Origin of the sequence: Enterobacter cloacae complex sp. IR5450 (assembly GCF_049238665.1) — a bacterium.
GTDB classification, from domain to species: domain Bacteria; phylum Pseudomonadota; class Gammaproteobacteria; order Enterobacterales; family Enterobacteriaceae; genus Enterobacter; species Enterobacter hormaechei_C.
Genome location: NZ_JBMKIC010000025.1, coordinates 46977 through 68558 on the forward strand (window position 1 = coordinate 46977; position 21582 = coordinate 68558).

The window sequence follows — 21582 nt, forward strand, 5'->3', positions numbered from 1 at the left end:
TATTCCCATTCGTATTTTTAATAAAGAAATATTTATTTTACTTTTTGCAAATAATTAAATAACAAATTATAGTGTCGCTCATCGTGAACCAGAATTAATAAACCGGAGCTGCACCATGTTAAAAACTGAAATGATCGACAAGCTCAATGCGCAAATGAATCTTGAGCTTTTTTCTTCCCTGCTTTATCAGCAGATGAGCGCGTGGTGCAGCTATCACAGCTTTGAAGGAGCGGCCGCCTTCCTGCGTCGTCATGCCCAGGAAGAGATGACGCACATGCAGCGTCTGTTTGATTACCTGACGGACACCGGCAGCCTGCCGCGTATTGATAACGTGGCATCCCCTTTTGCCGAATACGGCTCTCTTGATGAACTGTTCCGCGCCACCTATGAGCACGAACAGCTGATCACCCAGAAAATTAATGAACTGGCTCATGCCGCCATGACCAGCCAGGATTATCCAACCTTTAATTTTCTTCAGTGGTATGTGGCTGAACAGCACGAAGAAGAGAAGCTGTTTAAATCCGTGCTGGATAAATTATCTCTGGCAGGTAAATCCGGGGAAGGTCTGTACTTCATTGATAAAGAGCTGTCGACGCTCGACACGCAGAATTAACAGAAAAGCGGTGCTGAGTTTTCAGCACCGCTTTATTTAATGACGGCAAATTTTACTTTCGTGAGTGGAAAATCCGTCTGCTGCCGGAATGAATTTTCCGCGCGCCGCCAGAAACGCCACCAGCTCCGCGGCCGTCATCTCTGAAGCTGAACAGGTATGGAAACGCGCCGCTTCGCCAAAGCGGGCATGTATCGCCTCAACCAGACTCTCCTCAGTATACCTCTCACCTGACTCAATCATCATATTCAGCACGTCGTGTCCGTGAATTGACATGGTTACCTCTCGTAAATAAAAAGCAGACTAAACGCTCCCTCCACGGCACGCTTTGCGCTGGCTCAGGTTACCCTTTTCTTTTTGTAAATTAATTTTTACACCCTATGTAACGGTGATTTGACGAGACCGGGCTTTTCCCTTACTCTGCGCCGCAGAATGAGTCGCGGTATGGAAGCGTTGTAGAGGAAAGCGTGAAGAACAGAACTCTGGGAAGTATTTTTATCGTCGCCGGAACGACAATTGGCGCAGGAATGTTGGCCATGCCGTTGGCTGCCGCTGGCGTCGGGTTTGGGGTTACCGTAGTGCTGCTGGGCGGTCTGTGGGCCCTGATGTGTTACACCGCGCTATTATTGCTGGAGGTTTATCAGCATGTCCCTGCCGATACTGGCTTAGGCTCCCTGGCTGCACGCTATCTTGGACGCTACGGGCAGTGGATCACCGGTTTCAGCATGATGTTCCTGATGTACGCCCTGACTGCCGCTTACATCAGCGGCGCCGGAGAGTTGATTGCGTCAAGTATCAATGACGGCTTCGGTGCGTCGCTTTCACCGGAAACAGGCGCCATTGTCTTTACGCTGATTGGTGGCGGCGTGGTTTGCGCGGGCACATCGCTGGTCGATCTGTTTAACCGTTTTTTGTTCAGCGCCAAAATTCTTTTCCTTGTTGTGATGCTGGTGCTGCTGGCACCGCATGTTCACAAGATTAACCTGCTCTCCCTCCCGCTGGAGAAAGGTCTGGCGCTTTCGGCCATCCCGGTTATTTTCACCTCCTTCGGTTTTCACGGCAGCGTACCGAGCATCGTGAGCTATATGAACGGTGATATTCGCAAGCTACGCCGCGTCTTTGTTATCGGCAGCGCCATTCCGTTGATTGCTTACCTGTTCTGGCAGCTGGTGACGCTGGGCAGTATTGATTCCAATACCTTTATCGGCCTGATGGCAGAGCATTCTGGTCTGAATGGATTCCTGGTTGCCCTGCGTAACGTGGTGGCCTCTTCACACGTGGAGCTGGCGGTACATCTGTTTGCAGACCTGGCGCTGGCAACCTCCTTCCTCGGCGTGGCGCTTGGTCTGTTTGACTATATGGCGGATCTGTTCCAGCGTCGCAATACCGTTGCGGGACGCTTACAGACGGGGGCGATGACCTTCCTGCCGCCGCTGGCCTTCTCGCTCTTTTACCCGCGCGGGTTTGTGATGGCGCTGGGGTATGCCGGCGTGGCGTTATCGGTACTGGCCCTGCTGCTGCCTTCCCTGCTGGCGTGGAAGAGCCGCCAGCAACATCCGCAGCAGGGGTATCGCGTAGCGGGCGGTACGCCAATGCTGTGCGTGGTGTTTGGGTGCGGCGTGGCGATTATTCTGGTGCAGATTTTGATTGCAGCGGGGATGCTGCCGGAAGTGGGATAACTTATTTATACAGGTCCTGAGGTACTGTTCCGTTCACCTTAAGATCAACAGAATATAATTTTTTCACAGCATGTGAACGGGATAAGGGGCCGCCGCGGCCCCCTTATCAATCCCCGCGGCCCCGCGGAAAATCGGTGCTTCGCACTGCGCTCACCTCCCGACCATCTGCCTGCGGTCGGCTCAACTCGACATCCTGTCTCGATTCGCCTCTGGCCGCCATCCATGGCGTCCAGCTCTTGTCATCTGGTCTCCGGTTCGCCGATTTTAGCGGGGACTCAACACCCGTGCCCCATTCAGGCCACAGTAATTAATGATTTAATGCAGGCAGCAGCTTTTAAACTTCTTCCCACTCCCGCACGGGCACGGGTCGTTACGCCCCACCTTCGACCCGTTCACGATCGGCTTTTTCGCTTCCGGCTGCTGCGGGTTAGCCACCCAGTAGTTATACAAGCGCAGCGCCGCAGGCTGAATGCTCTCGATGCTGGCCATATACTCCTCTTCGGTCAGCGCATCCAGCTTCTCGCTGTTCTCTTCCGTCCCGTGCAGGGCAATCACCGCCAGGTCCGCTTCCAGCGCTTCCGGCAGGGATGACCAGTCCGTCAGCGCCACGCCGCGCATGTAGCCATAGCACCACTCTTCCACCACGGTATAGCTCTGACCGTCAACGTCGTTATAGCCAAACAGCGGTTCAAACTGATCCGGGTATTCGCTCAAACGCTCGGCAATATCGTTCATGTGCTTAAAGCAGAGATCGATAAAACGGTTCATCTCACGATCGTTTTTCCAGCGAGGAATATATTTCTCACCACCCCAGACCGCCACCAGCCAGGTGTCGGGCTCCACCACAACGGGACCGGAAAGTACTGCGGTAAGCATGCCGTCCAGTTCGGACACGTCAATAACGGATGCATCGTCGTGACCGTAAGAGATTAATATCTCTTCCAGCAACGCCATCTCGCTTTCATTTAATGGGCCTTCAGCCATTGCTGATACTCCTGATAAAAAAAACGATCCTGACATATATCGCCGCGCGTGCCTATCTGAAGTTTAGGTCTTTATTGCTGCAAAAACGTGCAAATCGTGACCGTTGCACAACTTATGGGCTTTGTTGTTAAGGAGATGTGATCTCCGCTGTAAATTCATATCATCCCGCAAAGGCGCATAAAACGGCGCTCTATACTCAACGTGTTGTGACCCGGTCAAGGGATTAACCATTCTGGCAACCTTTTTGCTTAATGTTCTGCGCGCTTCGCGGTGCGTGGGATCCTCGCCGTATTAAGCATGAGATTGCTTCTAAAGTGCATTTTGTTCTCGCTCTTGTTTTTGGATTTACGATGCCATCAGGCGTTCGGGTTTATACCTGGTGCAAAAACCTCTTTGCTAAGGAACATAATATTGTCGCTGAAATTTACCAAAACTCCCCTCTCCCTGGTGCTGGCCGGTTGTCTGGTGACGGCCTTTTCCGCGCAGGCCGATATCGTCATCGGCGTGGCCGGGCCGTTCACAGGCCCGAACGCAACCTACGGCGATCAATACTGGCATGGCGCTACGCAGGCGGCGGAAGACATTAACGCCGCCGGCGGGATCAACGGTGAGAAAATCAAACTGGTTCAGGGCGACGACGCCTGCGAGCCCAAACAGGCCGTCGCCGTTGCCAACCGCTTAGTCGATCAGGATAAGGTGAAAGCGGTCGTCGGCCACTTCTGCTCTTCGTCGACCATGCCCGCCTCCGAGGTCTATAGCGATGCCGGGATCCTCTCCATCACTCCCGGCTCAACGAACCCACTGATTACCGAACGTGGCATGAGCGACATATTTCGCATGTGCGGACGTGACGACCAGCAGGGCCAGGTCGCCAGCGATTTTATTCTTGATAAGCTGAAAGCCAAACGGGTGGTCATCATCCACGATAAAGACACCTACGGTCAGGGGCTGGCGGATGCCACTAAAGCGGCGCTGGCGAAACGCAGCGTTAAGGAGGTGATGTACGAAGGGTTGTCCCGCGGGGAGAAAGACTTTAACGCGCTGGTGACCAAAATCGGCGCACAAAAACCGGACGTGGTGTTCTTCGGGGGCTGTCACCCGGAAGCGGGCCCGCTGGTTCGCCAGATGCGTGAACAGGGCGTGCAGGCGAAGTTCTTCTCGGGAGACTGTATCGTCAATGAAGAGATGGTCACCGCCGCCGGTGGGGCACAGTACACCAACGGTATTTACATGACCTTCGGTAAAGATCCGCGCCTGATCCCGGACGGAAAAGCCGTCATCGAGAAATTCCGCACCGGTAAATTTGAACCTGAAGGGTACACCCTCTACGCCTACGCGTCTGTGCAGGCTATCGCGGCGGCATTCAAGGCCACGAAAGGGACGGATTCCGCAAAAGCCAGCGAGTGGCTGAAGGCCACCCCTGTCGACACGGTGATGGGTAAAAAAGCCTGGGACAGCAAAGGTGACCTCAAAGTCTCTGACTACGTGGTCTACCAGTGGGATGACAAAGGCAAATATAAAGAAGTGCCATAACGGGACGGAATCTGCTCAGCGCCGGCAGGTCTGACTGTCGGCGTAACCCTTTATTCAGGTGCGCGACCATGAGTACATTCTTTCTGCAACAATTAATTAATGGCTTAACGCTGGGGTCGGTCTACGGTCTTATCGCCATCGGCTACACCATGGTGTACGGCATCATCGGTATGATCAATTTCGCTCACGGCGAAGTGTATATGATCTCCGCCTATCTCTCGGCCATTGGCCTGGCCCTGCTGGCGTTTTTTGGACTCCACTCCTTTCCGCTGCTGATCCTGGGAACGCTGGTTTTCACCATCGTGGTCACTGGCGTTTATGGCTGGACGATTGAGCGCATCGCCTATAAGCCGCTACGCAACTCGACGCGTCTGGCGCCGCTGATTTCGGCCATCGGGATGTCGTTGATACTGCAAAACTACGTCCAGCTCAGCCAGGGCCCGCGCCAGCAGGGCGTGCCCACCATGCTTGATGGCGTGCTGCGTTTTCACCTTGGCGAAGGGTTTGTCCAGATAACCTATACCAAAGTCTTTATCCTCATCGCCTCGTTCGCGGGCATGCTGGTGCTGACCTGGATTATCAACCGTACCCGCTTAGGACGCATGTGCCGTGCGGTACAGCAGGATCGTAAGATGGCCTCCATCCTGGGTATCAACACTGACAGAATAATTTCGCTGGTGTTTGTTATCGGCGCAGCCATGGCCGGGCTGGCGGGCGTGCTGATCACCATGAATTACGGCACCTTTGATTTTTACGTCGGGTTTGTTATCGGCATCAAGGCCTTTACGGCGGCGGTGCTGGGCGGCATCGGCTCTTTGCCCGGTGCGATGCTTGGCGGGCTGATTCTGGGCGTCGCAGAAGCGCAATTCTCCGGGATGGTGAACTCGGATTATAAAGACGTGTTCTCGTTTGGATTGCTGGTCTTAATTCTGATCTTCCGTCCTCAGGGGCTGCTGGGCCGCCCTGTCGTGGCTAAAGTGTAAGGAACAACGCGATGACCTCTGACGGTTTTTCCCTGAAGCGCTGCATTCTGGACGCAATTTTTTCTGGAATGATCGCCCTGATTATTTTCGGCCCGATTGCGGGTGTGATACTGGATGGTTACAGCTTTACCTTTGACGGCCAGCGGCTGGCGTGGATTGTTGGCACGGTGATGGTGGGACGTTTTTTGCTGAGCGCCTTTTCAGCTACGGCGGCCGGAAGACGTTTACAGACGCGGTTTGAATCCGACAATGCGGGCGTGTATGTCCGGCCGCCGGCGTATAAAAGCCGCATGCGCTGGATCATTCCGCTGATTGTCACGCTGGCGATCTGCTTCCCGTTTGTAGCAACGAAATACCTTCTGACGGTTGCCATTCTCGGACTGATCTACGTCCTGCTCGGTCTTGGGCTGAACATTGTTGTTGGCCTGGCAGGGCTGCTGGATCTGGGTTATGTCGCCTTCTATGCCATCGGCGCTTACGGGCTGGCGCTCGGGTATCAGTATCTGGGGCTTGGGTTCTGGAGCATGCTGCCGCTGGCGGCGCTAATGGCCGCGGGCGCAGGCGCCCTGCTTGGCTTTCCGGTGTTGCGCATGCACGGGGATTATCTCGCCATCGTCACGCTCGGGTTTGGCGAGATCATCCGCCTGGTGCTGAACAACTGGCTCACCTTCACCGGCGGGCCAAACGGCGTTTCAGCCCCTGCCCCAACCTTTTTTGGCCTTGAGTTTGGCCGACGCGCCAAAGAAGGCGGCGTCCCCTTCCACGAGTTCTTCGGCCTGACCTATAACCCCAACATGAAGTTTATTTTCATCTATGCGGTACTTTTCCTGGTAGTCATGCTGGTGCTCTACATTAAACACCGGCTGACCCGAATGCCCATTGGACGGGCGTGGGAAGCGCTCCGTGAGGATGAGATTGCCTGCCGTTCCATGGGGCTGAATCACGTTCTGGTCAAACTCTCGGCCTTCACCCTGGGCGCATCGACGGCAGGTATCGCCGGGGTGTTTTTTGCCACCTACCAGGGGTTTGTTAACCCGACCTCTTTCACCTTTTTTGAATCGGCCCTGATCCTCGCCATTGTGGTCCTGGGCGGGATGGGCTCCACCGTCGGCGTCGTACTGGCCGCCTTTGTGCTGACCGTCACGCCGGAACTGCTGCGCAGCTTTGCGGAATACCGGGTGCTGCTGTTTGGCATGCTGATGGTGGTGATGATGATCTGGCGTCCTCGCGGTCTGATCCGCATCAACCGCAGCGGATTTACCGTGCGTAAAGGAGTGGCGCCATGAACGCAACGATTTTACGTGTAGAACATCTGATGATGCACTTCGGCGGGATCAAGGCCTTAAACGACGTCAATCTTGAGGTGCAGCGCGGCTCCATTACCGCACTGATTGGGCCTAACGGCGCAGGAAAAACGACCGTCTTTAACTGCCTGACCGGTTTCTACCGGGCCTCCGGCGGCAACATTCTGTTCAATGCACGAAATAAAACCACCAATGTCATTCAGGTGCTCGGCCAGAAATTCCAGCCGGGCGACTGGCTCAACCCGGCGCAGCTTGGTCAACGCCTGTTCTATAAAATGTTTGGCGGCACGCATCTGGTGAACCGCGCGGGTCTTGCGCGCACGTTTCAGAACATCCGCCTGTTCCGCGAGATGTCTGTTGTGGAAAACCTGCTGGTGGCACAGCACATGCGCGTCAACCGCAATCTGCTGGCGGGTGTGCTGAATACCCCTGCGTATCGTCGGGCAGAAAACGATGCGCTGGACCGGGCGTTTTACTGGCTGGAGGTGGTGGATCTGGTGGATTGCGCGAACCGTCTGGCCGGGGAAATGTCCTATGGTCAGCAACGACGCCTCGAAATCGCCCGCGCCATGTGTACCGGCCCGGAGATGATTTGTCTCGATGAACCTGCTGCCGGCCTGAACCCGGTGGAGACGCACAAGCTGAGTGAGATCATCCGGTTCCTGCGCGACCACCATGACATCACGGTTTTGCTGATCGAGCATGATATGGGGATGGTGATGGGCATTTCAGATGACATCATTGTGCTCGATCACGGCGATGTAATTGCCAGAGGTAAACCGGCTGAGATTCAGCACAATGAAAAAGTGATTGCCGCGTATCTGGGCACCGACGAAAGCGAGGTAAATCTGTGAGCGAACCGATGCTTCAGTTTCAGGATGTGGATGTTTTCTACGGGGTGATCCAGGCGTTGAAGCAGGTTTCGCTTGAGGTTAACGAAGGGGAAACCGTTGCCCTGATTGGCGCTAACGGCGCGGGGAAGTCAACATTACTGATGTCTGTCTTTGGTCAGCCCCGGATCCGCAACGGGCAGATCCTCTTCTGCGGCGAGGATATCAGCCACAAATCTACCCACTATGTTGCCACCGGCGGCATCGCGCAGGCACCTGAGGGACGACGCATTTTCCCGGATATGTCTGTAGAAGAGAACCTGCTGATGGGGACAATCCCCGTCGGCAATCAGCATGCAGCGGAAGATATGCAAAGCATGTTCGACCTCTTCCCTCGCCTCAAAGAGCGACGTAACCAGCGGGCGATGACGCTTTCAGGCGGTGAACAGCAAATGCTGGCTATCGCCCGCGCGCTGATGAGCCGTCCTAAACTTCTGCTGCTGGATGAACCCAGCCTCGGCCTCGCGCCAATCGTGGTTAAACAGATCTTCCAGACGCTGCGCGAACTGGCCCGTAACGGAATGACGATTTTTCTGGTCGAGCAGAATGCGCACCACGCGCTGAAGTTGTCCGACCGCGGCTATGTGATGGTTAACGGCCAGATTCGGTTAAGCGGCAGCGGCGAGGCGTTGCTGAAGGATCCGGAGGTGAGGAAGGCGTACCTGGGTGGAGTGTGAAACGAAAAGGCTATAGTGAGAAAAACTCACAGTGATTGCCATTATTAATCGTTTTTCTGATGCGACCGCATTCAAATATCATCTTCACGACCCGCCTTTGCGCGGGTCGATAAAACGTTCAGCCGCAAACTGAATAATAATGATAAGAGGATCCGGGGCAAATATGACACTTGATGCGTTATATCAGTTATTGAAAACTGTATTACCACCTGACACCGATTCAGCCGATGATTTACAGGATTTTATGGCCATGCTTATGGCGACGAAACATCACTCTGAGGCTCTGTCACCGTTTGCGCAGCGCGTATACATGCTATCCGTTGCCCATCGCGACCCTAAGCAAGCGGCTGCGCTGATTTCAGCCTGTCATCCTGAAGCAGGAAAGCCCCTTCCGCTGCTCGACTTCTCCGGCTGGCCGGACGTGCGTTACGCCACGTCGGGTGAATTACAGACGCCCGAGTCTGAGGACTATTTTCACAAGATTTCGTCTGCCGCCACGCTATTACGCGCGGCAATCATTGACGCTGAGCAACAGAAAAACACGCCAGCATTTTATATTCTGGATAAGGTACTCAGCCTGAACAGCGCTTTGCCAGAACGTTATAAAAAGATGGCAAACATATCTTATTCATGACGGTATTAATAAACCCGATTGTCATCGTATTCCAGATAATCGATATCCAGCGCCGGAACGACCGGGGTATGGTTTTGCAGCCAGGCCAGAAGATGCTGAATGCTCTCTCTTTTGAGTGAATTTTTTGGCCAGACGAGGTAGTAGCCATCCCCTGTCGCAATAGCTTCCCTGAACGGCAGGCCCAGCAGGCCGCTTTTCAGGGCATCAAGCGTGAGATGCAGGTCGGCGATAGCGATGCCGTGCCCGTTCATCGCGGCAATACTTCCCTGTTCAAGGGTATCGAACACCATACCGCTGCTCATATCGAGCCCCGGGAACAATCCTGTTCTTCGCAGCCAGCGCCGCCAGTCACGTCTGTCCGGTGAAGGATGGATCAAATCACATTGCGGAAGCCGTTGCCGGGCCGGTTCGATAAGTGATGGAGTACAAACCGGGATAAGCCATTCATGAAAAAGCAGCTGACTTTCCGTTGTGTCACCAAAACGGCCATTACCAAGAAGGATGGCGCAGTCGTAGGGCTCAAGATTGAAATCAACGGTATCAATGTCCATCCAGACGCTGGCAATCTCAACCTGTGGTTTTGCATGGTTGTTGCGAAAAGATCGCAGCACGTCGAGAAGCCATCTCATGGTCAGGGTGCTGGGTGCTTTTAACCGCAGCAGGTGGTTTTACTGCGAAATGCCCGGCAGGCCCATTCAATGCTCGTGAAGCTCTCGTTCAGCTGTCCGGCAAGCACTCGCCCGGCTTCAGTGACCTCCACGCGAGGACCTTGCCTTTTGAAAAGCTCGCAGTCGAACCACAGTTCAAGGGTACGAACATGTCTGCTGACCGCACCCGGCGTAATATTGAGCGTTTCAGCGGCTTTACTGAAGGAGTTCAACCGCGCAGCAACTTCAAACGCACGCAGTGCATACAATGGCGGTAAAGACATAACGTCCCTTAAATGAAAATTTCATTATGCTAAAACTTGTTCCGGGGCAACGCCAGCAAGTAAATTATGGAGAAAAACAATGATCCCCAATATACCGAGTCATATCGATAGGGGTCAAAATCGATATGCAAAAAGCTGCGGACAAACTCGTAGCCATTAGCAAAGATGTTTATCTGAACGGCTGCAACAGCGATTACAAACACCAGATATGCGATAAATAGCGGGTATTTATGCAGCCTGTTAACTTTTAGTTTCCCGAGATAAAGCAAGAAAAAAATTGCAACAGATACAACAAAATAGACGATGGCAGGCCAAACGGGTGGATGAAGCGAAAATTCTAATTCTTGTGACATAATCAATTCTCTTTAGCTATCTGGTACATCTGCCATCCCGTAATGCTCCCAGTGGTCAAATCCAGCGCCATTGCGGTTTTAGATGCCTCTTGCCAGCCGTAGTTCATATCCTGTACGTTCGAGAGCTTGTCGCCGGAGAACAATGTTTTGATCATTTGTTGATACCCTTGCCCAGCCCATTTGCAAGCTCTTCCACTTTTTCTAAGGAAAATCCAAATGAAGTTATCTGCGAAGCTGCCGCAGGGCAATCGATGAAACGGAGATATAAGAATTTACGCGATAAGGAAACGCCCTCAACGCATAATGATCGAAAAATTATGGTTGTGCATGGGTCAGGCACGAAAAATAAGATTTATTGTCAGGAAGGGGGAATTGCAGGCACAAAAAAACCACCTTTCGGTGGTTTCACGACACTGCTTATTGCTTTGATTATTCTGTTTTTTCCCATGGTAGCCGGAGTGGGACTTGAACCCACACAGCGCGAACGCCGAGGGATTTTAAATCCCTTGTGTCTACCGATTCCACCATCCGGCCAGGGAAGAAAGTGGAGGCGCGTTCCGGAGTCGAACCGGACTAGACGGATTTGCAATCCGCTACATAACCGCTTTGCTAACGCGCCTTAAATCTGTTGTCTTTCGACCTGCACCCGCAAACTGCCGATGCTTTAATCTGGAGCGGGAAACGAGACTCGAACTCGCGACCCCGACCTTGGCAAGGTCGTGCTCTACCAACTGAGCTATTCCCGCATGTCATCAAGTAACTATTTAACGACTTCCTAACCACTTGATTTCATTATCGTCCGGCTAACTGTGCCGCCGTTCGATGCGTTGCATTCTACTGATATGACGTTATGAGTCAACGTTATTTTTTGCATCTCAGGATCGTTTGCTGAAAATTAAGCCGAAACGATCACTGTTCAAGCAAATCACCGCGCGCAGCGTTCAAATATTGCAGCATTGACCACAATGTCAGCACCGCCGCAACCCACAGCAGACCAATGCCGGCCCACTCAACCCAGGCATTCGGACGCCACAGCATCCACACCAGCGCCGCCATCTGCGCAGTGGTTTTAACTTTCCCAATCCAGGACACCGCCACGCTGCTGCGTTTACCCAGCTCCGCCATCCACTCGCGCAGGGCAGAGATAATAATCTCACGTCCAATCATGGTCGCGGCAGGCAGCGTCACCCACCAGGTATGATAATGTTCCGCCACCAGCACCATCGCGATTGCTACCATCACCTTATCCGCAACCGGATCGAGGAACGCGCCAAAGCGGGTGCTCTGGTTCCAGCGACGCGCCAGATAACCGTCAAACCAGTCCGTCACGGCAGCGATCAGGAAAATAAGCGCACAGGCAAAAGGCGCCCAGACGACCGGCAGGTAAAATGCCAGGACGAAGAACGGAATGAGCACAACGCGAAAGAGAGTGAGCAACGTAGGGATATTAAATCGCATGATGACGGTAACTGTCTGTTGTCAGTAAAATTTAGCTCTATGTTGCTACAGAGCCCTCAATGTTTCAACGAGTAGTAGATCTTTTCTGCCAGCCCTTGCGAAATACCCGGCACTTTTGCAATTTCTTCCATACTGGCGTTGAGTAATCCTTGCAATCCGCCCATATACTTCAACAGCATCTGGCGACGTTTTGGCCCGACGCCTTCAATCGTCTCAAGGGTACTGGTATTTTTCACTTTCGCCCGTTTTTTACGGTGCCCGCTGATGGCATGATCGTGCGACTCATCGCGAATATGCTGGATCACGTGCAGCGCAGGGGAATCCGGCGGCAGGCTAAAGCCCTCGCCTTCCGGCTCAAAGAACAGCGTTTCCAGGCCAGCCTTACGATCTGCCCCCTTCGCTACCCCTAGCAGCAGCGGATGGTTCTTGTCCCACTCTACGTCGAGCGATTCGAATACCGCCTTCGCCTGCCCCAACTGCCCTTTCCCGCCGTCGATAAGGATAACGTCCGGGATTTTGCTCTCTTCAATCGCTTTACCATAGCGACGGCGCAGCACCTGGTTCATGGCGGCATAATCGTCACCGGGCGTAATGCCGGTGATGTTATAGCGACGATACTCTGCCCGCAGGGGGCCATTCGCATCAAAGACCACACACGACGCCACGGTCTGCTCACCCATCGTATGGCTGATGTCGAAGCATTCCATGCGTTTCACTTCCGGCAGCTTGAGCAGCGTAGCAAGGGCGGTTAAACGCTGACTGACGGTCGACTGCTGGGACAGTTTGGTGGTCAGCGCCGTGGCGGCATTGGTTCGCGCCAGCTTCAGATAACGCGCGCGATCGCCCCGCGGTTTCGTCTGGACATTCACCCGACGGCCTGCCAGCTCTGAAAGCGACTCCGCCAGCAGGGTTTTATCGTCGAGCGTGAAGTCTAGAAGGATCTCCGAGGGCAGCGTACGCATCTGGCTGCCCTGCAAATAAAACTGGCCGACAAAAGTCTCCACCACTTCACCCAGCTCAGTACCGCCCGGCACTTTCGGGAAGTAGCTGCGGCTGCCGAGCACTTTGCCCTGACGAATAAACAGCACATGAACGCAGGCCAGACCGGCGTCAAAGGCTACGCCGATAACATCGAGGTCGTCGCCCGTATTAGAAACAAACTGCTTCTCGGTCACCCTGCGCACCGCCTGGATCTGGTCGCGGATGCGTGCGGCCTCTTCAAATTCCAGCGCCGCGCTGGCTTTTTCCATACGAGTAATCAGTTGCGTCAGCACCTGATCGTCTTTCCCGGCTAAAAACAGGCGGACATATTCCACCTGCTGCGCGTACTCTTCTTCGCTTACCAGCCCTTCAACGCACGGCCCCAGGCAGCGGCCAATCTGATATTGCAGGCACGGCCGGGAACGGTTGCGGTAGACGCTGTTTTCACACTGGCGAACGGGGAAGATTTTTTGCAACAGCGCCAGCGTTTCGCGTACGGCATAACCGTTCGGGAAAGGGCCAAAGTATTCACCCTTCGCATGCTTAGCGCCACGATGCATCGCCAGGCGAGGATGGGTATCACCGCTCAGGAAGATAAACGGGTAGGACTTATCATCACGCAGCAGGACGTTGTAGCGCGGCTGATACAGCTTGATATAGTTGTGCTCAAGCAGCAGCGCTTCCGTTTCCGTGTGCGTCACGGTGACATCAATGTTGTGTATAAGTGCGACCAGTGCTTCGGTTTTACGAGAGGCAAGATTGCTGCGGAAATAGCTGGAAAGGCGTTTTTTCAGATCTTTTGCCTTACCGACATAGATAACCGTACCGCCAGCGTCGTACATTCGGTAGACGCCCGGCTGGCTGGTGACGGTTTTCAGAAATGCTTTTGAATCGAACGCTTCACTCACTGATTTATTAACGACTCCGCATTGCACAAACCATGGCGAATGGCCAGGTGAGTCAGTTCGACATCACCGTGAATGTTCAATTTACTGAACATCCGATAGCGATAGCTGTTGACCGTTTTCGGGCTGAGATTCAACTGCTCTGAGATCTCATTCACCTTCTGACCTTTAGTGATCATCAGCATAATCTGCAATTCGCGCTCAGACAAACTGGCAAACGGAGATTCCGTTTTTTCCGGTTCAATCTGACTCAGAGCCATCTGTTGAGCAATATCAGAAGCGATGTAACGCTGCCCGGCGTATACGGTGCGGATCGCATTGACAACTTCCTGCGGCGCGGCGCCTTTACTGAGATACCCGGCAGCACCCGCCTGCATAACCCTGGCAGGCAGCGGATTTTCGGTATGGACGGTCAGCATGATAACTTTGGTATCAACGAACATGCGCGCGATTTTGCGCGTGGCTTCAAGCCCGCCAATACCGGGCATGTTCATATCCATCAGCGCCACGTCTGCGGAGTTAGCGCGACACCATTTGACGGCATCTTCGCCACAGCACGCCTCGCCGGCAACTTTAATACCCTTTATATCTTCAAGAATGCGTCGTATCCCTGCGCGCACCAGTTCGTGGTCATCAACAAGAAGGACGTTGATCAAAGGAAATGTCTCCAGAATAGGGATAACGCTACTGACTGCTAATTGGGTTTATATTAACGGTTTTCCATGCAAGATTAAAACGCTAAAAAATCGGCTATACGATTCTGGTCTCGTTTTTGGAAATTAGGCTGTACAGCAAGTGGAAAGAAAACCCTTGTCCGCTGGGCTTTTACCGCTATTTTCTAGCATCGATATTCAAAAAGTTACTAAAACAGTTGTTAACCCAAACGAAAAAGAGCGCGCGATTTTTTGTAACAACAATTAACGAATGACGAACCGGGGATAAACATTTAATTGCCGCTAACATATTGGACAGAGTACCTTCATAATCCGCGTCGACCAATAATCGCGGCGCGACAAGTATAAAAAACAACCACTGCATTTTTTGCCATAGCTTGTGGTATACTCCGCCGCCTTAACTTTCATCGTCGCGCTCATGCGCTGTTTTATAATGAGGAAAATAAATGAGCACACCTGAATTTGCCACTGCCGAGAATAACCAGGAACTGGCACAGGAAGTAAACTGCCTGAAGTCGCTGCTGACGCTTATGCTACAGGCGATGGGCCAGGCTGATGCTGGTCGTGTGATCATTAAAATGGAAAAACAGATCGCGCAGATGGAAGACCAGGCGGAATCCGCTGTTTTTGCCAATACGGTTAAGCAAATTAAACAAGCCTACCGCCAGTAACAAAAACGGCTGGATGCAAAGCATTCAGCCGTTTTCTCGTCTGACACGCAGAACGTGATATCAGTCAGATAAGTCCCGTCGCCGCGGCATAACACGCTATCTGGATCTTATTCGGTGCGTTGAATTTCTTCTGCATATTCTTCTGGTGGAAATTGACGGTATTTTCCGAGATGGAAAGAATGATGGCGATTTCTGCCGACGTCTTCCCTTCTGCGGTCCACTTCAGAATTTCCCGTTCACGCTTGCTGAATTTCATTTCAGGCGGCATCACCGTCTCATGTTCAAAGCGCAACAGCGTAGTGAGTGCCATCTGGACCAGCATTTGTAAACGCAGCTCAACTTCTTCACTGGATATCGAGTGTGCCTGTAAGCTGGTACATGACACGGAAAGGAAACCGAGCGCATGATTTGGCATCATCAGACACTGCGTTATTCCCTTGCGTAAACCGTGGTCCCGCGCGCCGTCCCATAATTGCTGGGCATCCGTGAATAATTCATCCGTCCAGGGCAAATGTCCCTGAATAAAATTCTCCGGCTTCAGTACCGGGTCAATGGCGAAATAATTCTCGGACTGATATTGCGCCATCCATTGTTGCGGATAACTGGAATGGACGGATGTTCGCGGGCGGGTAAATGGCACAGGGTGTCGAACACAAAGCGCATAATAATCGAATTCAAGCGCCTGCGTTTGTCGCTGAAGTTCCTGATATACCTCGTCAGCACAGGTCATTTGCTGAAACCGGAGGACGCATTCCCGTCGCCAGGTGAAAAAGTCTATATCCCTCATACTTGCCGAATGAAGCCTCTGATAAAGATAATCATTATTATGGTGAATATAACCTAACACATTTAGCATGATTATTTATATAAAATATCGGCCACAGGCAGATTATCTTTAATTTGGCGATGGCTTATCCACTTCAGGCGGAATAAAAAAGCAACAGAACGGAGTTTAAGGGAGGATAATTTGCTCCAGAAGCGGCATCTGGAGCAAATTGAACGCTAAAATGCTACTGCATTAAGAATTTTTCAAGGAACTGGCGGGTACGGGGCTGCTGCGGATTGGCAAACAGCGCTTTAGCTGGCCCCTGCTCAACTATTCTCCCCTGATCCATGAAAATAGCCCGATCGGCAACGTCGCGGGCGAAGCTCATTTCATGCGTCACAATCACCATCGTGCGTTTCTCCTGCGCCAGCTGTCGGATGGTGTTCAGCACTTCCCCGACCAGCTCAGGATCGAGCGCGGATGTGGGTTCGTCAAACAGGATCACATCCGGGCGCATCGCCAGCGCGCGCGCAATGGCGACACGCTGCTGCTGCCCGCCAGATAAGCGACGCGGATAGCTCGTCTCCTTCCCTGCCAGGCCAACCTTCGCCAGCAGCTCGCGGGCGCGGACCGTGGCGTCTTCCTTAGGTTCCCCCTTGACGATGACAGGACCTTCAATAATGTTTTCCAGCACCGTGCGGTGCGGGAAGAGATTAAAGCTCTGGAACACGAAGCCGACATGCTGGCGCAGGCGGCGAATCAGCCCTTTTTGCTGACTGATGGGTTTCCCGGTATCAATGGTGATATCACCCACGCGGATCGTCCCGCCTTCGGGCTGCTCCAGTAAATTGATGCTGCGCAGCAGCGTGGTTTTGCCTGACCCGCTCGGGCCGATAATTGCCACCACTTCGCCCTGCTCAACCTCAAGATCAATGCCATGCAGCACCGTTTGCCCGTGGAATTTTTTCACCAGGTTTTTGACGTCAATTGCACTCATTTTGGATCACGCTCCTGGCGGTTAAGCTGGTTTTCAAAATAGTTTTGCAGAGCGGACAGCACCGTCGCCATCACCCAGTAAATCAGCGAGGCCGCCAGATACATAGTAAACACTTCCAGCGTACGCGAGGTGATCAGCTGCGCCTGACGGAACAGCTCCGGCACCTGAATGGTCGCCGCAAGGGAGGTGTCTTTCACCAGGCTGATAAAGCTGTTGCTCAGCGGCGGCAGCGCCACGCGCGCCGCCTGGGGCAGGATCGCCCGGCGCAGCGTCTGCCACGGGGTCATCCCGATACTGGCCGCCGCTTCCCACTGCCCTTTATCGATGGAGGAGATCGCCGCACGCAGCGTTTCAGAGGTGTACGCCGCTGTATTCAGCGACAGGCCAATCATCGCCGCCGGGATCGGATCCAGCTCGATACCGAACTGTGGCAGCCCGTAGTAAATCATAAACAGCTGGGCGATAAGCGGCGTTCCGCGGAACACGGAGATGTAAAACCGCGCCAGCCACCGCACCGGCCAGATGTTGGACATGCGCATCAGTGCCAGCACAAACCCGAGCACCAGCCCGAAGAACATCCCGCCGATACTGAGCTGTAAAGTAAACACCGCGCCTTTAAGCAAGAACGGCAGCGAATCAATAACCAGTTGAATACTTTCTTGCATTATTATTTTTCTACCTGATTTTTAGACATGAGGATGATAGGCAAACAGCGCAGGCGCTCCGCCAGTATGAACAAACAAAATAGGTCCTTCATCCTTAAAGCGCTTCCGGGCGATGCCGTCGATCAGGCCCGCCATTGCCTTACCGGTATAGACCGGGTCAAGCAGAATACCTTCGAGACGGGCCAGCAGCTTAACGGCCTCCATCCCTTCATCATTGGGGGTGCCATAGCCCGGCGCGAAATAGTCATCCCACAGCAATATTTCCGCCTTCGCCTGAAGCGCAAGCTGTTCAGCCACCGCCTGTTGCAGGGTGACGACTTTCGGCTTTTGGTCCGCAACGCTTCTGGAAACCGTCACGCCAATCAGCTCGACCTCCGGCATCAGCTGCTCAAGCCCGACCGCTAAACCGGCATGGGTCCCCGCACTGCCGGACGCCACCACCACCGAGGATAAACTTATCGCGCCTTCGCACTGCTGAGCGATTTCCAGCGCGCTCTCAACATAGCCGAGGGCACCCAACGCATTCGAGCCGCCAACCGGGATCACGTATGGACGAAAACCCTGCGCTTCCAGACGCGTCGCCAGCTCGTCGAGCTGTGCTGCCGGGTCGGTCAACGCGTCGACCATTTCAACCTGCACGTTGAACAGATCCAGCAGCAGACGGTTACCGTTAGTCAGGTAATTCTCTGCCTGCGTCCCGATCGGGTTCTCCAGCAGGGCTACGCAGTGGAGCCCCAGCTTCGCCGCCACTGCCGCCGTCTGGCGAACGTGGTTAGACTGAATTGCCCCGGCGGTGATCAGCGTATCCGCCCCCTCGCGCAGGGCATCGGCGGCGAGAAATTCCAGCTTGCGCAGCTTATTCCCGCCCATCGCCATGGGCGTCACATCGTCACGCTTAATGAAAATATCGCGCCCCAGATAGTCAGAAAATCTCGGGAGAAACTCCAGCGGCGTGGGTGCGCCGATAAATTCCAGACGGGGAAAGCGCGTTAAATTCTGTAGTGACATGGTTCCTCCGGTCACGCAAACAATTGTTATTTCATTATGCACGCAGACGCGCGAGAAATAAAAAAGGCGCTTTCAAAAGCGCCTTTTTTTGTCAGTCAGAGACTTATTTCGTCACGTCTGCGCCGAACCACTTCTCAGAAAGCGCCTTCAGGCTACCGTCTTTCTGCATCTCAGCAATGGCGCCATCGATGGCTTTCAGCAGATCCTCGTTACCCTTACGCACCGCCACGCCGGACTCCTGACGGGAGAACGCATCACCCGCGACAGCCAGGGTATTGTTGGTTTTCTTCACCAGATCCAGCGCTGCCAGGCGGTCAACCAGAATGGCGTCGATACGGCCTACGCGCAGATCCTGGTATTTCGTCGGGTCATCATCGTAGGTACGGATGTCCACGCCCTGCACGTTCTGGCGCAGCCACTCTTCGTAGTTGGTGCCCAGACCGACGCCGACTTTCTTACCTTTCAGATCCGCTGCGGACTTGATGCTGCCTTCGTTACCTTTCTTCACCAGCGCCTGAATACCGGACACGGTGTACGGCGTGGAGAAGTCATACTTCTTCTTACGTTCGTCAGAAATGGTTACCTGGTTAATCACCACGTCAATACGTTTGGAATCCAGTGACGCCAGCATCCCATCCCATTTGGTGGGTTTCAGGGAGGCTTTAACGCCGAGGTGTTTTGCCAGCTCCTGCGCAAACTCTACTTCAAAACCGGTCAGTTTACCGTCGTCACCCTGGAAGCTGAACGGAGGATAGGTTCCTTCCAGCCCAACCAGCAGCGTGCCGCGCTCTTTAACTTTGTTGAGCAGATTCTCTGCCGCGAACGTTTTCACGCTCATCCCCGCGACCAGCGCAACGGCCATCATCCCCATCAGCGCCTGACGACCCAGAAGTGCTAATTTCATAAGTACTCCGATACAGTGGAATTTTTGAGTAGTGTAGAGAAATCGCCTGCAACGTCAAAGGCGGCTGCGCTACATCTTATTCTTTTTTAATATATATCAGAAGTTGTTCCGGCGCGGACTTTCTGCTTTATGACGCCCGGCATCTGGACTTTATATTGTGCATACTTTCGCAGCGCGATGCGGTAATTGTTGGTACTGGTGGCGGGCAGCCAGGGCTCCAGATTTTCATCCAGGTATCCGGTCGTCAGCAGATCGCGGGAGATATTTTGCATGGTCAAATGCTGACCCAGGCGGCGCAGGCGAACCACGTATTCACGCACGGTGCCGTGACTCATCTCGGTTTGTTCAAACAGGAACTGCTTGAAGCCGATAATATCGAAGAAGTCGCTTTGCTCTTTGCAATGGAGATCGCCACAGAAACGGCAAAGCGCTACCCACTCTTTTTGCTCTTCAAGCCAGGCGGCTTCATCCATCAGCGTATCGAGGCGGGAAATCGCAATCTTATTCACGATTTCACCGCGACGAACCAGCGTGATGCGGTCGAGTAATTTTTTACAGTGGGCGCAATGCGTCTGGCTGTGTTTAAAGTCTTTCAGGTAGCGGCTTAAAGGCCGTCTTTTAGATTGCTGCACCGTCATGATAACTCCTGGTTGTCAATACGTTGTGCGGCATTTCCAAGGCGAATGACTCACCTATAACTTACCCAGTTTTGTGCGCAGGCGTTTAATGGCCTGGCTGTGCAGCTGGCTCACCCGTGACTCGCCCACCTCCAGCACGGCACCAATCTCTTTGAGATTGAGCTCTTCCTGGTAATAGAGGGTTAACACCAGTTGCTCACGTTCCGGTAAAGCTTCAATCGCTTCCATCACGCGCTGGCGTAAATTCCCTTCCAGTAAGTGGTGTAACGGGTTTTCTTGCTGATGTTCATCCGTCACCAGCTCGATGCTATCGCCATGCTCTTCGCGCCACTCATCATAAGAGAAGAGTTGGCTGTTATTGGTATCGAGCAACATCTGACGATATTCTTCAACAGGAATGCCCAGACGTTCCGCCACTTCGGTTTCCGTCGCGTTGCGCCCCAGTTCCTGTTCCAGCTGCCCCATCGCATGCGCCACTTCGCGGGCGTTGCGGCGAACGCTGCGCGGCACCCAGTCGCGGCTGCGCAGCTCGTCCAGCATCGCACCACGAATACGCTGCACTGCGTAAGTCGTAAATGCCGTTCCTTGCAGAGCGTCGTACCGGTCCACTGCATTCAATAACCCGATACCGCCCGCCTGTAGCAGATCGTCCAGTTCCACGCTCGCCGGCAAACGCACCTGGAGGCGCAATGCTTCGTGACGCACCAGCGGAACATAACGCTGCCACAGCGAGTGTTTATCCATTACACCTTCAGCGGTATAGAGTGAATTCACGATAAACAGCCCTGCGTTAGTTGAGTTATCGGCATGATTATCCGATTCTGGAGGGGTTTTAATCGGGTGAATAGTGGGTGAAATGAGGGGTTATTTGGGGGGTTACGCTTGTGCGTGGATAGAAAAAACCCCGCCGAAGCGGGGTTTAAGCGTAATCAGGCGATTAACCTTGCAGCAGAGACAGAACCTGCTGAGGAACCTGGTTAGCCTTGGCCAACACGGAGTTACCGGCCTGCTGGATGATCTGCGCTTTAGACATATTTGACACTTCGGTCGCATAGTCGGCGTCCTGAATACGGGACTGCGCTTCAGACAGGTTGGTGGTGGTGTTGTTCAGGTTGGTGACAGCAGAACCCAGGCGGTTTTGGATGGCACCTAAAGAAGAACGGAACTTATCGATGGAGCTGATAGCATCGTCCAATGCTTTCAGTGGATCGGTAGTAGTAGCAGCTTTAGTCGCTGCGTCGGTAGTGAATTTACCTGCTGAAGCCAGGCGTAAAAACCACTGGGATGAACATCCAGCACCCGACAGAGCAGGCGAACAGGCCAGCAACAGGTGTTGT

Annotated in this window: 25 protein-coding genes, 3 tRNA genes and 1 pseudogene; 10 read left to right on the forward strand and 19 right to left on the reverse strand. The window is 53.4% G+C overall.

All coding sequences use genetic code 11. From position 1 onward, the window contains the following. Window positions 1-115: 115 nt before the first annotated feature. Window positions 116-613, forward strand: a complete 498-nt coding sequence (ftnA, locus tag ACOTYB_RS17580; RefSeq protein ID WP_003859676.1) for a non-heme ferritin — start codon at window positions 116-118, stop codon at window positions 611-613. Window positions 614-649: 36 nt separating this feature from the next. Here the strand turns inward: ftnA and ACOTYB_RS17585 are convergent, their stop codons facing one another. After that, the gene (locus ACOTYB_RS17585; protein ID WP_003859673.1) at window positions 650-886 is read right to left on the reverse strand and encodes a YecH family metal-binding protein; all 237 of its coding nucleotides are present in this window, start codon (window positions 884-886) and stop codon (window positions 650-652) included. Between the two features lie 191 nt (window positions 887-1077). Between ACOTYB_RS17585 and tyrP the strand changes: the two genes are divergently transcribed. Continuing rightward, window positions 1078-2289, forward strand: coding sequence for a tyrosine transporter TyrP (gene tyrP / locus ACOTYB_RS17590; protein ID WP_045897220.1), 1212 nt, complete (start codon window positions 1078-1080; stop codon window positions 2287-2289). 315 nt (window positions 2290-2604) lie between these two features. On the opposite strand, the gene ACOTYB_RS17595 is transcribed toward tyrP, so the two are convergent. Continuing rightward, entirely contained in the window at window positions 2605-3273 is a 669-nt protein-coding gene (locus ACOTYB_RS17595) for a YecA family protein (RefSeq protein WP_220153180.1), read from the reverse strand. Window positions 3274-3684: 411 nt separating this feature from the next. On the opposite strand from ACOTYB_RS17595, the gene ACOTYB_RS17600 reads away from it, so the two are divergent. From ACOTYB_RS17600 to ACOTYB_RS17625, 6 genes are all read left to right on the forward strand, one after another. Continuing rightward, window positions 3685-4806: a branched-chain amino acid ABC transporter substrate-binding protein gene (locus ACOTYB_RS17600; protein ID WP_421765852.1), complete on the forward strand. Its 1122-nt coding sequence runs from the start codon at window positions 3685-3687 to the stop codon at window positions 4804-4806. Between the two features lie 68 nt (window positions 4807-4874). Beyond that, window positions 4875-5789, forward strand: a complete 915-nt coding sequence (locus ACOTYB_RS17605; protein ID WP_003859667.1) for an ABC transporter permease subunit — start codon at window positions 4875-4877, stop codon at window positions 5787-5789. Window positions 5790-5800: 11 nt separating this feature from the next. Then, window positions 5801-7075: a high-affinity branched-chain amino acid ABC transporter permease LivM gene (gene livM, locus ACOTYB_RS17610; protein ID WP_003859664.1), complete on the forward strand. Its 1275-nt coding sequence runs from the start codon at window positions 5801-5803 to the stop codon at window positions 7073-7075. Continuing rightward, window positions 7072-7947, forward strand: coding sequence for an ATP-binding cassette domain-containing protein (locus ACOTYB_RS17615; protein WP_003859662.1), 876 nt, complete (start codon window positions 7072-7074; stop codon window positions 7945-7947). Before livM ends, ACOTYB_RS17615 begins: the two co-directional genes overlap by 4 nt. After that, entirely contained in the window at window positions 7944-8660 is a 717-nt protein-coding gene (locus ACOTYB_RS17620; protein ID WP_003859661.1) for an ABC transporter ATP-binding protein, read from the forward strand. Before ACOTYB_RS17615 ends, ACOTYB_RS17620 begins: the two co-directional genes overlap by 4 nt. 163 nt (window positions 8661-8823) lie before the next feature. Beyond that, entirely contained in the window at window positions 8824-9294 is a 471-nt protein-coding gene (locus tag ACOTYB_RS17625; protein WP_032659207.1) for a hypothetical protein, read from the forward strand. A 5-nt stretch (window positions 9295-9299) separates the two neighbouring features. Here the strand turns inward: ACOTYB_RS17625 and ACOTYB_RS17630 are convergent. The 9 genes and pseudogenes from ACOTYB_RS17630 to uvrY all read right to left on the reverse strand — a co-directional run bounded on the left by ACOTYB_RS17630 (window position 9300) and on the right by uvrY (window position 14578). Beyond that, a pseudogene (locus ACOTYB_RS17630) lies at window positions 9300-10225 on the reverse strand (LysR substrate-binding domain-containing protein). A 29-nt stretch (window positions 10226-10254) separates the two neighbouring features. Further along, complete coding sequence (locus ACOTYB_RS17635; RefSeq protein WP_045337573.1) at window positions 10255-10578, reverse strand: hypothetical protein; 324 nt, start codon at window positions 10576-10578, stop codon at window positions 10255-10257. Between the two features lie 2 nt (window positions 10579-10580). Continuing rightward, window positions 10581-10733, reverse strand: a complete 153-nt coding sequence (locus ACOTYB_RS17640; RefSeq protein WP_154816366.1) for a hypothetical protein — start codon at window positions 10731-10733, stop codon at window positions 10581-10583. A gap of 292 nt (window positions 10734-11025) precedes the next feature. Continuing rightward, window positions 11026-11112 (reverse strand) — tRNA-Leu (locus ACOTYB_RS17645). Window positions 11113-11123: 11 nt separating this feature from the next. Next, a tRNA-Cys gene (locus ACOTYB_RS17650) sits at window positions 11124-11197 on the reverse strand. Between the two features lie 51 nt (window positions 11198-11248). Continuing rightward, window positions 11249-11324 (reverse strand) — tRNA-Gly (locus ACOTYB_RS17655). A 163-nt stretch (window positions 11325-11487) separates the two neighbouring features. Further along, window positions 11488-12036: a CDP-diacylglycerol--glycerol-3-phosphate 3-phosphatidyltransferase gene (pgsA, locus tag ACOTYB_RS17660; protein WP_003859652.1), complete on the reverse strand. Its 549-nt coding sequence runs from the start codon at window positions 12034-12036 to the stop codon at window positions 11488-11490. 56 nt (window positions 12037-12092) lie between these two features. Beyond that, window positions 12093-13925: an excinuclease ABC subunit UvrC gene (gene uvrC, locus ACOTYB_RS17665; RefSeq protein ID WP_003859650.1), complete on the reverse strand. Its 1833-nt coding sequence runs from the start codon at window positions 13923-13925 to the stop codon at window positions 12093-12095. Beyond that, window positions 13922-14578: a UvrY/SirA/GacA family response regulator transcription factor gene (uvrY, locus tag ACOTYB_RS17670; protein WP_409248992.1), complete on the reverse strand. Its 657-nt coding sequence runs from the start codon at window positions 14576-14578 to the stop codon at window positions 13922-13924. The genes uvrC and uvrY overlap by 4 nt, the downstream gene beginning before the upstream one ends. Before the next feature lie 397 nt (window positions 14579-14975). Between uvrY and ACOTYB_RS17675 the strand changes: the two genes are divergently transcribed. Next, window positions 14976-15056, forward strand: a complete 81-nt coding sequence (locus ACOTYB_RS17675) for a hypothetical protein (RefSeq protein WP_418235935.1) — start codon at window positions 14976-14978, stop codon at window positions 15054-15056. Further along, window positions 15043-15267 carry a DUF2594 family protein gene (locus ACOTYB_RS17680; RefSeq protein WP_003859644.1) on the forward strand — a complete coding sequence of 75 codons (225 nt, stop codon included), beginning with the start codon at window positions 15043-15045 and terminating at the stop codon, window positions 15265-15267. The genes ACOTYB_RS17675 and ACOTYB_RS17680 overlap by 14 nt, the downstream gene beginning before the upstream one ends. Before the next feature lie 64 nt (window positions 15268-15331). Here the strand turns inward: ACOTYB_RS17680 and sdiA are convergent, their stop codons facing one another. The 8 genes from sdiA to ACOTYB_RS17720 all read right to left on the reverse strand — a co-directional run. Beyond that, window positions 15332-16054 (reverse strand): transcriptional regulator SdiA, encoded by a 723-nt coding sequence (gene sdiA, locus ACOTYB_RS17685; RefSeq protein ID WP_003859639.1) that lies wholly within the window; start codon window positions 16052-16054, stop codon window positions 15332-15334. A 223-nt stretch (window positions 16055-16277) separates the two neighbouring features. Beyond that, window positions 16278-17030: an L-cystine ABC transporter ATP-binding protein TcyN gene (tcyN, locus tag ACOTYB_RS17690; RefSeq protein WP_003859634.1), complete on the reverse strand. Its 753-nt coding sequence runs from the start codon at window positions 17028-17030 to the stop codon at window positions 16278-16280. After that, on the reverse strand, window positions 17027-17695 hold the full coding sequence (gene tcyL, locus ACOTYB_RS17695; protein WP_003859632.1) for a cystine ABC transporter permease: 669 nt from the start codon (window positions 17693-17695) through the stop codon (window positions 17027-17029). Before tcyL ends, tcyN begins: the two co-directional genes overlap by 4 nt. Window positions 17696-17716: 21 nt before the next feature. Beyond that, window positions 17717-18703, reverse strand: coding sequence for a D-cysteine desulfhydrase (dcyD, locus tag ACOTYB_RS17700; RefSeq protein WP_047055196.1), 987 nt, complete (start codon window positions 18701-18703; stop codon window positions 17717-17719). 103 nt (window positions 18704-18806) lie between these two features. Then, a complete protein-coding gene (gene tcyJ, locus ACOTYB_RS17705; protein WP_003859627.1) occupies window positions 18807-19607 on the reverse strand; it encodes a cystine ABC transporter substrate-binding protein in 801 nt (266 codons plus the stop codon). 86 nt (window positions 19608-19693) lie between these two features. Continuing rightward, window positions 19694-20245, reverse strand: coding sequence for a flagella biosynthesis regulatory protein FliZ (fliZ, locus tag ACOTYB_RS17710; protein ID WP_015570235.1), 552 nt, complete (start codon window positions 20243-20245; stop codon window positions 19694-19696). Between the two features lie 54 nt (window positions 20246-20299). Continuing rightward, window positions 20300-21019, reverse strand: a complete 720-nt coding sequence (locus ACOTYB_RS17715) for an RNA polymerase sigma factor FliA (RefSeq protein ID WP_003859623.1) — start codon at window positions 21017-21019, stop codon at window positions 20300-20302. Between the two features lie 163 nt (window positions 21020-21182). Next, on the reverse strand, window positions 21183-21582 hold a 400-nt coding region (locus tag ACOTYB_RS17720), incomplete at its 5' end, for a flagellin (RefSeq protein WP_421765853.1).